The sequence below is a fragment of the Acidithiobacillus sp. TH-A117 genome, from assembly GCF_057473465.1.
The window spans coordinates 57,998-68,552 of record NZ_JBYCKQ010000038.1 but is presented as its reverse complement, the minus strand read 5'-3'; the positions used below and the strand labels follow the sequence as shown (position 1 = coordinate 68,552).

Genomic DNA, 10,555 nt, shown 5'->3' with positions numbered 1-10,555 from the left:
CTGCCCACGATCCGCCAGAATCATTGCCCACCATCGCCCAGAATCACCGCCCACGATCATTCAGAATGACTGCCCACGATGGGCCAGAATACGCAATTCCCAAAAACCCCTGCAGATCGATATCCCCCGTGACGTCCAGGGTCATTGTCTCAATGGTGATTCCACGCGCGGCAGCGTTGTAGGAAATCCCCACCGAAAGACAAGCCGTCAGTCCCGCAAGTAACAATTCCACAGCGTTGGGCCCCCGATTGCTTCCCAGCAGCACAGGCGGCTCATCTCCTTCGAGTACAAAGGGTTGTGTCCGCGACGAATCTTCCTGTTTGACCCCGCTGAATCCTTGAATCTGCGTCCGCACGTGGGCCCCGGTTTGCCATTCGGTGTGGGCGCGGAAGACAAACTTCGCAAGTTCGGGGTCTCCTTTCACGGCATCAATGGTTGCCATCAGTTGCGGAACGTCCACACCGTTCACAGGAGTTGAGTCCATGCGTTTTCCTCCGGGTAATCAGTAGATTCAGAAATTGCTAAACTGTGAGACAAAGAGAGCGCACCATTTGTTCCCGTCAAAAGCAGACCACCTCATCAACGGCACTGATCCAAGCCGAGAGGCCTTTCATGGAGCTCTTATTGACACCCTTTGGGAGGGCATCAATCCCCTGGGCTTGCAAAGAGCTTCCGCAACACTGGACCTCCAGTCCCAACTCCAATAGTTCGTTCAGCAAAGCATGCGTGCTATCCCCTGCAGTCTCGGCACCTTTCAGCAAGAGAACTCCCTCTCCCGCAAGAAACAGGCGCACGTCCTTTCCGTCAGCCAGCATGGCCCCAGCGAGTCGGACAGCGGTGTCGGCCCTGGGGTTTGCCAGTTCTGGAGCGGCATGCAAAATTATGAGTGCGGTAGTCATCCAGATACTCCTGTAGAAGCGGTGTGTGTTCGCGGGTGGGTTTCTTGTACGGAAAGCGCGATCCACAAGCCAGAAAACGCGACGATGCCGGCGGTGAACCAAATGGTGGGGAGAATCTTGTCGCTCCATTGTGCGACCACGCCGAGAACGAGACCACCAATGGCATAACCGGTATCTCGCCAGTATCGATAGGTGCCCAGGATGCGTCCACGCTCCAGTGGGGGCGCCACATCGGACATGGCGGCGATCAGGTTGGGGTAAAGAAGGGCCATGCCGAAGCCCATGATGGCGGCGGTGATGATCCATGCCCCAAAGTGGGTGACCAGCGCGGTTCCCGCCAGGCCGGCCGCCAGCAGGGCGAAGCCTGCCAGGATGGGCGGCCTGCGACCGATGCGATCTGCGAGGTGTCCAGTCCCAAATTGACCGAGCCCCCAGACCATCGCATAGACACCGGTGATCCAGCCGATTTGCACGACGCTCAAACCGTGAAAACGGAAAAAGACCGGGAAGAGGACCCAAACCAGGGTATCGGCAATCTTGTTGGCGACCCCACCCTGGCAGAGGGCCCGATAGGTGGCGTCCCGAAAAGAAACGTGCAGGAAAGTCGCCCAGGTGCTGGCCTGAGAAGCTGTCTTTGATGTTTCGACCGATGACTGACGCTGTGTATGCTCTGCGCGAACCCAATGGATAGTATCCTGGATCCCCAATAGTAGGAGTAGCGCGAGAGCAATGACGACGAGTCCGAAAGCCAATAGTGTCCAGCGGGGACCGTAGACGACGGCGAGATAGCCCGTTGCGAGGCCCGCCAACCCCACCGCGATGTACCCCACTGCCTCATTGATGCCGACAGCGAGGCCGCGCTGGTGGCTATCGGCCAGATCGATTTGGCTCGTGACGGTCATGGTCCAGGTGAAAGCCTGGTTGATCCCCAAAAAAACATTGGCGCCGATGATCCACCACCAGTTGGGAGCAAAAAAGATCATCAGCGGAATGGGAATCCCCGCCAACCAGCCCAGGAATAAGACCTGCTTGCGACCGACTCGATCGGATAGCCCGCCGGCGACAAAGTTGAGAGCCCCTTTTACTAGACCAAAGGAAATCACAAAGGAGGCGAGAAAAAGGAAGGCGTGGCTATCTACGCCAAAACGGTGGCTCATGGAGGGAAGAACATTTCTCTCCATGCCGATGATCAAGCCTACGAAAAAGACCTGAACCGTTTGCAGGAGGAACTGACCTCGATTGACGCCAATTCCTCGAGTATAGGTCGCGGTCTCCTGAGACCGGGAGATCATCCCTGATGGTCCTTGCGGAGAGGCACCACCGTCGCTAATGCCTCTTGAAGCTGGGTAGTGGTCTGCATTTGGTCCAGGATGAGATCGCGGACGATCTCGCAAGTTTCCAGAACCTTGGGGCTGGTCAGACGATAGTGACAGAAGGTTCCGCACTTATCGCAATGCACCAAGCCCCGAGCTTTCAGCACGCTTAGGTGCTGGGAAAGGTTGGCTTTGGACAGGCCGGTGAGTTTTGCTAATTCACCGGCATTTTTCTGTCCCTCGCCCAGATAATGGATGATCTCCAGGCGTTTGGGGTGCGCCAGGGCGGCAAATACCTCAGAAAACAGCGCATACCGAACCGTATCATTCTTCATGCTGCTGTTCCCAGATTGATGGCAACAATGCGCGCCATATCGGCCGGCTTTTCGGGAATGTCCGCGGTGAGCGAACGAACGAAAGTCCCGCGCTCCATGGTGAGGTAAGGGTCCCAACGTTTTTCAAAGCCAAGAGTCGAAGAAGGCTTCCCGGACAGGCCAGCACCGCAGACGCTCCCTGCCGTGTGCCCGGGGAAAATCTCTAGCTCGTTGGGCAAGACCAGGAGTTTTTGGTGGAGGCTGTCGAAGAGTTTTTCCGCCATTTCCTCTGGCGTTCCACCCAGATCGGGGCGTCCCACTCCGCCAACAAAGAGCGTGTCCCCGGTTAGAGCAAACCAGGGGTCGGCACTTCTTCGCCGATCGCTGACCAGAAGACAGAGGCTGTCCAGGGTATGGCCAGGGGTATATAGCACTTGCGTTACGACATTTCCGGTTTCCAGGACTTCACCGTCGTGAAGGCCGCGAATCGCAAACCGCACTAAGTCTAATCACTTTCGTGCATGCAGTACGGCGCGCCAACCCGTTCCGCCAAGGCCCGTCCGCCAGATAGGTGATCGGCGTGAATGTGGGTGTCGATAACGAAGCTAATGGCAACTGCAGCCTTCTGTGCCTCTTCGAGGAACCAGTCCTCGTCCCCTGCCACCACATCCACGGCTACCGCGAAGCCCTTGCCACCACATCCGTAGAAGTAGGACAAGGTACCGTCAGCGCTTGCGCGTTGTTTGAAGAACATGGTTCACCTCGAATATTTCGTAGTTAAGAAAACAAGCAACTTAAAAACTAACGAAACTTCCACCCTCTGTCAACAGGATTCAAGACATCATGATTCAAGCGATGGCTTCGGGGGGGCACATCGGTACATCCGCCGGACTCATGGAAAGCGCGTCGGCCAGCGCCTCATGATCTGGACTGCCGCGCTCCGCAATCAGCTTTAGAGCGTCGCCTTCCCGGGCTTCGAGCCATTCTTCAAAAAGTTGGTGCAGTTCAGGCTGCGCATAGACCGCCAGTGAAGTGGTGCGACGCATGGTGTCCAGCATTTCCATACACATTGCCATGCACGCCCCCATCATCTGTTGCATGGGATTGCCACCTTCCGCGCCTTCCCCGTGCTGGTTCATCATCTTCTGCATCATCGCCATGGGACGCCCACCGCCTTGCCCCATCATTTTTTCATCATTCCCATGCCCATCTCCATGGGGTTTCCACTCCCGGACTTTGCAGAACCGCCTTTTTCGTTGCCACTTTTTTCCGGTTCATCGGGTTTTGCTAATTCCATGACCACTCTCCTAAATTTCTCAGATTTACCACAGCCAACAGAATTCCCGGGCAGTTCCGGTTTCTCCGTTATCCACGAAGTCGAAAAAGGGCACCGTAGTGATAGGGGGGCAACGTAATAACGTCTACCTGTAGGAAGCCAGCGGGTTCTACCACAGTTCGCACCTGCTCCGGCGTCATTCGGAGCTCAGTGCGCGGTCCGCGTGCCTGTCCCAGCACCGGTGTTTCTTCCCGCGGGCGGGCATGCCAGTTGACGATGGCAAAGATTCCTCGTGGTTTCAGGATCCGAGCGACTTCCCTCGCCAAGGCGATCGGATTGGGCACGCCGTGAAAAGTGTTGGCCATGAGGCAATAGTCCACCGGCTCGGGGAGCAGCCGATGCAGATCCATGGCGTCGCCTTGCAAAAAAGTACAGTTCTTCAACTCGGCGCACTCCGATTCAGCTGCAGCAAGCATTTGCTCGTCGAGATCAAGACCGAAGACTTCGCCATTTTCCACCTGTTTGGCGAGGGCGGCGGTGAAATAACCATCCCCGCAGCAGAGATCCAGCACCGTCATGCCGGGCCTGACACCCAAGGCCCTGACGACCCCCTCCGGATCGGGCCACAGGGCCTGCCACCAGTCGGAATCGGGCATGACCGTGGCCGGGAAAAACGCCGCTTGCTCTTTCGTATCCATCCCCACTCCTTCCGTACTATTCCAGATCCTTGCGCATCTGCTGGTACTCTTCGCGGGTGATCTCGCCCCGGGCATAACGCCGGTCCAGGGCTTCCCGCGGAGTTTCTCCCGCCCCGGGTGTTTTGTGCGAACCGCCGCACATGGGGCCGCCGCCCATGCTACCGCGCATCATGAAAACCATGAAAACCACCATCAGCACCAAAAAAATCAGCGGAAAGATCCACCACCAAGGCATCCAGCCCCACCCTCCGTTCATCCACATGACCTTGTCTTCCGGTTCATTGGGGAAATACTGTTGTTGCCATTGCCCCCCTCTGGGGAGAGCATCGGGGTGTGGGCCCCTACCCAAGCCTGTAACGACTGCAGAATCGCCAGCAATTCTGGGTCGGGAAGGCAGTAGTACACGAAGCTCCCGCGCCGTTCGGCGCGCACCAGTCCAGCTTCCCGCAGAATGCGCAAGTGGAAGGAGACATTGGTCTGGGGTTGCTTGGTGGCACGGATGATGTCGGTCACTGGTCGGCATTCCGTCCCCAACGCACAAAGGATGGACAGCCGGTTTGGTTCGGCCAGGACTTTGAAAATCGGGCAGAGCAATCGAGCAGGACAGGACTCTTCCAGCATAACATTCTCCTTGATATGAGCGTGCTCTTACATGTATAGTCGCTCATATTGATACTAGCGCATGCGGTTGTCAATGGGTTCTACTTTCGTGCTGCCACCTGGGAGGATTTTCATGCTGACGCTCCTTCATTTTGACTTCTGCCCTTTTTGCCAGCGGGTGCGTTTGGCACTGGGTTACAAGGGAATCGTTTTTAACGAGCAGCCAGCGTGCTTTTATGCTCCAGAACACTTCCAATCGATTAGCGGCTTTGATCGACTACCTGTCGTCGAGTACCCCGATGGAAGTCGCCAGGGCGAATCTCTGGAGATCATCGCAGAACTGGATCGCCGCTTTCCTGAGACACCGCCGCTCTGTCGCGGAGCCATTAGCGACTCGGAGTGGGAAGGTGTGCAGGCGTGGCGTGCACGCATCAGTGACATGCTATTTCGCCTGATCGCACCCACATTGCCGCAATATGCGAGTCTCGGACAGGATTCCCGCGCAATGACCTATTACCGGGACCGTATGGAGAGTTGGCTGGGGGATACGCTGGAGGGGCTGCAGGAGCGTCGTAAGGAGTGGTATGTCGGAATGGAGGCCGATCTCCAGGACGTTGCCGCGCGCGTCGCCGTCCACGGCTTCTATACTCCCATGTTTTCTGTTGCCGACACGCTTATTACCGGCGATTTGACCGGCTTACGCCTACTGGAGGACATCCAGTTGCCACCCGAACTGACCACATACTTCGCACGCGTGGAAGCGGCTGCCCAGACCACGCTTCTGCCCACCGGGGGATAGCGAAGACAGCCCTGGCTTTGTTCGTGAATCATCGGTAGTCGTCAAAATGGCTCGCGGGCGCCCTATAAATAAGGGGGGCTGCCCGCCGATTGATAAGTGATCTGATCATTACTACATTACTTCAAATGAACATAAAAGATAATGATCCGCGTTGTCTCGTCAGTTGCTTCGAACCAGGCAAAGTCGCTGCCGCGCGCATGCGTCTGGAACAAGATGAATCCGATATCAAAGCCGTTGTGCGCATATTTGATGTGCTGGGAAATCAAACGCGTCTGCGCATCCTGCTTGCTTTGGCGTCCGAAGAGCTTTGCGTCTGTGATATTGTGCACGTGCTTAACCTCAGTATCAGCGCAGCTTCTCATCAATTACGTGCATTACATGACCGGGACTGGCTGCACATGCGTAATGGTGGAAAGATGGTCTACTACCGCACCAATCCTCAGCAAATAAAACATCTGCTCAGCATGAAAAACACCTTTCTAGAAGCTCGTATTGCATAACAGAAAGCAGGATAGGAAGCCGCATGGATTGATTAGGTACAGTGCTCTATTATTCCAAAGAATTCGCAGTGTTTGGCTTTTTGTTTGCAGGATTTTTGCAGGCTGTTGCAAGTCCTATGGTTGCCCCGAAAAAAGGCCGCCTGACTCACTTCTGACCCAAATTTACCGAGCCATAACAACACCCAGATGGGCTGGCGAGGAGGCCGCATGTCTACACTTCAGTAGGATAACGTCGCCTTTTTTATTGGTCGTCCATAGTCTGCTCCCGCAGAGACTCGATGAGCGGGCAAAGGTAATTCCCCTGCCGAGATTTACAAGCCTCGAGCTGCTTTAGCAAAGCACCCTCTATTCGGTGTAATTCACGCAAACGCGCCTGCACACTCAAGAGATGTTGCGCGGCCAATTCTGCAGCCTCGCGACAATGCGCACCATCGGCAAGTTTTAGGAGTTGTACGATCTCCTCCAGGGTGAAGCCCAGCCCTTTCGCTGATTTTGCGAAGTGCAATCGCTCCAGGTCCGATTGTCCGTAGTGACGGATTCCGCCGGGGGGACGTTTCGGCTCTGGGAGAAGGCCCTTGCGCTGATAAAAGCGGATGGTTTCGATGTGTACGCCGGCAGCTTTTGCCAAAGCACCGATGGTGAGAGATGGCATGGGATAAATCCTCCTTGACTCCGTACCAGACTACGGTAATAGAGTCTCTTGTAACAAGTGTGAATGAACTCCACTTGCCTGCACCAGGAGAAAACGATGAACAAGATTTTACTGTCCCGCATCCTCGACAAGACCGGGGTGCTTGGTACCATCATTTCGGGCTTGAGTTGTGCGATGTGCTTTCCAGCGCTCGCTAGCATTGGAGCGGCCGTCGGTCTGGGATTTCTCAGCCGCTGGGAAGACCTTTTCGTACACATCCTCATTCCGGTGTTTTTGGTGATCGCCTTGTTGGCGAACGGCCTCGGATGGTTTGCTCACCATGAATGGCGACGATCTGCACTAGGCTGTTTGGGGCCAATCGTGGCGCTGCTGGGAGACCAGGGCATGACCCATCACGTTTTGTTGCCTGATGTCGCGCGTACCATGTTCTATGTCGGGCTCGTTGGGATGGTCCTATTCGCCTTCTGGGATCTCTTCCGCCCCGCTCACAAACGCTGTGTGCTGCCTTCCAGCAATAACCATCCCTCAAGCTGCTAAGCAAGGAGATCTATCGTGTCGCAAAAAATTGTTCTTTCTATCACCGGAATGACCTGTGCGCATTGTGTCCAGAGTGTGGAAAAGGCGCTACTTGCCATTCCTGGTATCGACAGCGCCAAAGTATCGCTGGCCAGCAACCAAGCGGAAATACACCTTGCGTCTCCGCTACCATTAGAAACCTTGCTGGCAGCTCTAATGCAGGCAGGCTACGGTGCGACAGTAGAGCAGGAAAATGTGCCTGGATCTGCACGCGCTCCAGCGGAGTCCGAGCCACTGCACGTTGCCATCATTGGCAGTGGCGGCGCAGCAATGGCGGCCGCGCTTAAGGCAGTGGAGCGCGGTGCCCGGGTAACCCTCATCGAACGGAGTGTGATCGGTGGCACCTGCGTTAATGTTGGCTGCGTGCCCTCGAAAATTTTCATTCGCGCTGCGCACATCGCCCATCTGCGGCATGAAAGCCCATTTGATGCCGGAATCACTGCGCAAGTGCCCACTATTCGCCGCGAGCCCTTATTGGCGCAGCAGCAAGCTCGCGTGGATGAACTGCGCCATGCCAAGTACGAGGGGATTCTGGCCCAGACGCCGGCCATTACCGTTCTGCGTGGCGAGGCGAAATTTTTGGATGGGCAGACTCTTTCTGTGGCGTTCCCCGACGGTAAGAGCCAATCAGTCTCGTTTGATCGCTGTCTGATTGCCACTGGCGCAAGTCCGGGCATTCCACCACTACCAGGCCTCGCGGAGACCCCGTACTGGACTTCTACGGAGGCATTGGCGAGCGACTCTGTTCCCAATCGGCTCATGGTAATTGGGGCTTCTGTGGTGGCCGTAGAGCTTGCCCAAGCCTTTGCCCGTCTCGGTAGTCAGGTAACCATTCTTGCTCGCGGTGTCTTGCTCAGTCAGGAGGATGTTGCCATTGGAGAGGCACTCACCAGTGTCTTCCGCGAGGAGGGAATCACCGTGCGGGAAAACACCCAGGCCCAGCGCATCGACTATCAGAATGGAGAGTTTCTTGTGGCGACAGCAGAGGGTGTGCTCCACGCCGATCAACTCTTGGTAGCCACGGGTCGTTCTCCCAACACGAAAAGCTTGCATCTGCCGGCGGCTGGTGTCGAAATGAATGCCCACGGCTCCATCATCATCGATAAAGGGATGCGTACGAGTGCAGGCAAGATCTTTGCCGCCGGCGATTGCACGAATCAGCCGCAATTTGTCTATGTGGCTGCAGCAGCAGGGACACGCGCTGCCAGTAACATGACTGGCGGCGAGGCAGAGCTAGATCTGTCGGCTATGCCCGCAGTAATTTTCACGGATCCACAAGTGGCTACAGTGGGGTATAGCGAAGCGAATGCGCAGCAGCAAGGCATAGCAACCGAAAGCCGCAGCCTCACCCTCGATAACGTACCCAGGGCATTGGTCAACTTCGATACCCGAGGCTTCATCAAATTGGTGGCAGAGGCTGGTACAGGAAGGTTGCTTGGTGTGCAGGCAGTCGCGCCAGAGGCAGGGGAGCTGATACAGACCGCAGCCTTGGCGATCCATAATCGGATGTCGGTACAGCAGCTCGCTGATCAACTTTTCCCTTATCTGACCATGGTTGAGGGGCTGAAGCTCGCTGCCCAGACGTTCAACAAGGATGTAACGCAGTTGTCTTGCTGCGCAGGGTAACGTATTGACTGCAGGGGTGCCAAGCTCCATCGCTGACAAGAGAAGTCATTCTTCGGTCCAAAATGCTGGTAGGCGCAGACAGATACCTTGACGGGCTCTAGTGAGCAGGCATACAGTTGGCTTCTTATACACATAGGGGGTATAGGTATATCAACGCACGATCGCCGCGCCATCCTGCAACGCATGGCCCGTCTGGAGGGCCAAATCCGCGGTATCCGCCAGATGCTGGAGGAAGATCGCGATTGCCCAGAAGTCCTGAACCAGATGGCCGCGGCGCGAGCCGCATTAGATAAGGTCGCAAGGATGGTTTTTGAAGATCATCTGGATCACTGCTTGGTAGATGCTCTCCGGGACGGAGATGCAGACGAACAGATAGCGAGCATCAAAGGGGCATTCGCCCGTTACTTCTTGCCCTGATCTCAGGTGCCATTCGTGTCTTCTACGCTATTGTTGCTCCTGCTGGCTGCTTTTTTGGTAGCATTCTTTCACGCGATCCTTCCTGATCACTGGATGCCCATTGCGATCCTCGCACGCACCCAAAGATGGCCCATGCGACGAGCTCTGCGGGTTGCGGCGTGGGCCGGCTTTGGTCACATCGCGGGTTCACTCATCCTTGGGATCATTCTTTTAGCCCTGGGATACGGCCTTGAGGAAAACTTTGCTCATTTTGCTCGGTATCAGGACCAGATCCTGGGAGCCATTTTGCTCATAACCGGTGCGGGGCTTCTGCTTTGGCAGATGATGCATGGCGCCCCTCACCCTCACCCTCACGACCACTACGGGCATGATCATACAGAGCATACATCGTTGGGACGCTCTTGGTGGACCTTGATGGTCGCTGGTGTTGCGGCCTCTCCGGATGGGGCTTTTATCCCGGTGCTCATAGCAGCACTGCCGCTGGGAACGCTGGCCATTACGGCGGTGCTGCTCACCTACTCCCTGGCGACTCTAATACTTATCCTATTCCTGGTCTGGCTCGCTACGTGGCTCGGCTTACGCTGGCGGTGGGTTTGGCTGGATCGCAATGGCGAGCGATTGAGCCCGCTTATTCTCATTATTTTAGGGCTCGTCTTAGTGGTGGGACTTTGATACGCAGAGTTGGAGAAGAATATGAGTTTCCTGACAGTATACGGCGCATCGGTGGTAACTCTGATGATGGTATTTTATGCTCTGGAGCAAAAATCATCGTGGTTTACTCTAGCATTTGGTATAAGCTGCATCGGTTCTGCGATCTACGGGTTTCTTGCCGGAACGTGGCCTTTTGGAATCGTTGAATCTGTTTGGAGTCTGATAGCTTTTCGG

17 protein-coding genes are annotated in these 10,555 nt (G+C 55.8%); 6 read left to right on the top strand and 11 right to left on the bottom strand.

The window, feature by feature from the left end:
• Window positions 1–43: 43 nt before the first annotated feature.
• From AC2VLR_RS09635 to AC2VLR_RS09590, 10 genes are all read right to left on the bottom strand, one after another.
• Window positions 44–484 carry an OsmC family protein gene (locus AC2VLR_RS09635; RefSeq protein ID WP_486881935.1) on the bottom strand — a complete coding sequence of 147 codons (441 nt, stop codon included), beginning with the start codon at window positions 482–484 and terminating at the stop codon, window positions 44–46.
• A gap of 76 nt (window positions 485–560) precedes the next feature.
• On the bottom strand, window positions 561–899 hold the full coding sequence (locus AC2VLR_RS09630) for a DsrE family protein (RefSeq protein ID WP_486881934.1): 339 nt from the start codon (window positions 897–899) through the stop codon (window positions 561–563).
• A complete protein-coding gene (locus tag AC2VLR_RS09625; protein WP_486881933.1) occupies window positions 896–2,191 on the bottom strand; it encodes an MFS transporter in 1,296 nt (431 codons plus the stop codon). Before AC2VLR_RS09625 ends, AC2VLR_RS09630 begins: the two co-directional genes overlap by 4 nt.
• On the bottom strand, window positions 2,188–2,547 hold the full coding sequence (locus tag AC2VLR_RS09620) for an ArsR/SmtB family transcription factor (RefSeq protein ID WP_486881932.1): 360 nt from the start codon (window positions 2,545–2,547) through the stop codon (window positions 2,188–2,190). The genes AC2VLR_RS09625 and AC2VLR_RS09620 overlap by 4 nt, the downstream gene beginning before the upstream one ends.
• Window positions 2,544–2,960, bottom strand: a complete 417-nt coding sequence (locus AC2VLR_RS09615) for an MBL fold metallo-hydrolase (RefSeq protein WP_486881931.1) — start codon at window positions 2,958–2,960, stop codon at window positions 2,544–2,546. The genes AC2VLR_RS09620 and AC2VLR_RS09615 overlap by 4 nt, the downstream gene beginning before the upstream one ends.
• Window positions 2,961–3,031: 71 nt before the next feature.
• Entirely contained in the window at window positions 3,032–3,280 is a 249-nt protein-coding gene (locus AC2VLR_RS09610) for an MBL fold metallo-hydrolase (protein WP_486881930.1), read from the bottom strand.
• Window positions 3,281–3,374: 94 nt separating this feature from the next.
• Entirely contained in the window at window positions 3,375–3,713 is a 339-nt protein-coding gene (locus AC2VLR_RS09605) for a MarR family transcriptional regulator (RefSeq protein ID WP_486881929.1), read from the bottom strand.
• Between the two features lie 178 nt (window positions 3,714–3,891).
• Window positions 3,892–4,500: a class I SAM-dependent methyltransferase gene (locus AC2VLR_RS09600; RefSeq protein WP_486881928.1), complete on the bottom strand. Its 609-nt coding sequence runs from the start codon at window positions 4,498–4,500 to the stop codon at window positions 3,892–3,894.
• Between the two features lie 16 nt (window positions 4,501–4,516).
• A complete protein-coding gene (locus tag AC2VLR_RS09595; protein ID WP_486881927.1) occupies window positions 4,517–4,762 on the bottom strand; it encodes an SHOCT domain-containing protein in 246 nt (81 codons plus the stop codon).
• Window positions 4,753–5,121: an ArsR/SmtB family transcription factor gene (locus AC2VLR_RS09590; protein WP_486881926.1), complete on the bottom strand. Its 369-nt coding sequence runs from the start codon at window positions 5,119–5,121 to the stop codon at window positions 4,753–4,755. The genes AC2VLR_RS09595 and AC2VLR_RS09590 overlap by 10 nt, the downstream gene beginning before the upstream one ends.
• A gap of 112 nt (window positions 5,122–5,233) precedes the next feature.
• Here AC2VLR_RS09590 and AC2VLR_RS09585 point away from each other — a divergent pair, with 112 nt between their 5' ends.
• Together AC2VLR_RS09585 and AC2VLR_RS09580 are read left to right on the top strand one after the other, a co-directional pair.
• Window positions 5,234–5,899: a glutathione S-transferase N-terminal domain-containing protein gene (locus AC2VLR_RS09585; protein ID WP_486881925.1), complete on the top strand. Its 666-nt coding sequence runs from the start codon at window positions 5,234–5,236 to the stop codon at window positions 5,897–5,899.
• Window positions 5,900–5,988: 89 nt separating this feature from the next.
• On the top strand, window positions 5,989–6,399 hold the full coding sequence (locus AC2VLR_RS09580; protein WP_486881924.1) for an ArsR/SmtB family transcription factor: 411 nt from the start codon (window positions 5,989–5,991) through the stop codon (window positions 6,397–6,399).
• Window positions 6,400–6,640: 241 nt separating this feature from the next.
• On the opposite strand, the gene merR is transcribed toward AC2VLR_RS09580, so the two are convergent.
• A complete protein-coding gene (gene merR / locus AC2VLR_RS09575; RefSeq protein ID WP_486881923.1) occupies window positions 6,641–7,051 on the bottom strand; it encodes a mercury resistance transcriptional regulator MerR in 411 nt (136 codons plus the stop codon).
• A 96-nt stretch (window positions 7,052–7,147) separates the two neighbouring features.
• On the opposite strand from merR, the gene merC reads away from it, so the two are divergent.
• The 4 genes from merC to AC2VLR_RS09555 all read left to right on the top strand — a co-directional run bounded on the left by merC (window position 7,148) and on the right by AC2VLR_RS09555 (window position 10,342).
• Window positions 7,148–7,588, top strand: a complete 441-nt coding sequence (gene merC, locus AC2VLR_RS09570) for an organomercurial transporter MerC (protein WP_486881922.1) — start codon at window positions 7,148–7,150, stop codon at window positions 7,586–7,588.
• 15 nt (window positions 7,589–7,603) lie between these two features.
• A complete protein-coding gene (gene merA / locus AC2VLR_RS09565) occupies window positions 7,604–9,253 on the top strand; it encodes a mercury(II) reductase (protein ID WP_486881921.1) in 1,650 nt (549 codons plus the stop codon).
• Window positions 9,254–9,340: 87 nt separating this feature from the next.
• Window positions 9,341–9,670 (top strand): metal-sensitive transcriptional regulator, encoded by a 330-nt coding sequence (locus tag AC2VLR_RS09560; RefSeq protein ID WP_486881920.1) that lies wholly within the window; start codon window positions 9,341–9,343, stop codon window positions 9,668–9,670.
• 15 nt (window positions 9,671–9,685) lie between these two features.
• Window positions 9,686–10,342 (top strand): hypothetical protein, encoded by a 657-nt coding sequence (locus AC2VLR_RS09555; RefSeq protein ID WP_486881919.1) that lies wholly within the window; start codon window positions 9,686–9,688, stop codon window positions 10,340–10,342.
• Window positions 10,343–10,555: the final 213 nt, after the last annotated feature.

Coding starts and splice junctions, on each gene's coding strand:
- AC2VLR_RS09630 (WP_486881934.1), bottom strand. CDS start 899: ATGACTACCGCACTCATAATTTTGCATGCCGCTCCAGAACTGGCAAAC.
- AC2VLR_RS09595 (WP_486881927.1), bottom strand. CDS start 4,762: ATGTGGATGAACGGAGGGTGGGGCTGGATGCCTTGGTGGTGGATCTTT.
- AC2VLR_RS09625 (WP_486881933.1), bottom strand. CDS start 2,191: ATGATCTCCCGGTCTCAGGAGACCGCGACCTATACTCGAGGAATTGGC.
- merC (WP_486881922.1), top strand. CDS start 7,148: ATGAACAAGATTTTACTGTCCCGCATCCTCGACAAGACCGGGGTGCTT.
- AC2VLR_RS09610 (WP_486881930.1), bottom strand. CDS start 3,280: ATGTTCTTCAAACAACGCGCAAGCGCTGACGGTACCTTGTCCTACTTC.
- AC2VLR_RS09635 (WP_486881935.1), bottom strand. CDS start 484: ATGGACTCAACTCCTGTGAACGGTGTGGACGTTCCGCAACTGATGGCA.
- AC2VLR_RS09600 (WP_486881928.1), bottom strand. CDS start 4,500: ATGGATACGAAAGAGCAAGCGGCGTTTTTCCCGGCCACGGTCATGCCC.
- AC2VLR_RS09585 (WP_486881925.1), top strand. CDS start 5,234: ATGCTGACGCTCCTTCATTTTGACTTCTGCCCTTTTTGCCAGCGGGTG.
- merR (WP_486881923.1), bottom strand. CDS start 7,051: ATGCCATCTCTCACCATCGGTGCTTTGGCAAAAGCTGCCGGCGTACAC.
- AC2VLR_RS09590 (WP_486881926.1), bottom strand. CDS start 5,121: ATGCTGGAAGAGTCCTGTCCTGCTCGATTGCTCTGCCCGATTTTCAAA.
- AC2VLR_RS09620 (WP_486881932.1), bottom strand. CDS start 2,547: ATGAAGAATGATACGGTTCGGTATGCGCTGTTTTCTGAGGTATTTGCC.
- AC2VLR_RS09605 (WP_486881929.1), bottom strand. CDS start 3,713: ATGATGGGGCAAGGCGGTGGGCGTCCCATGGCGATGATGCAGAAGATG.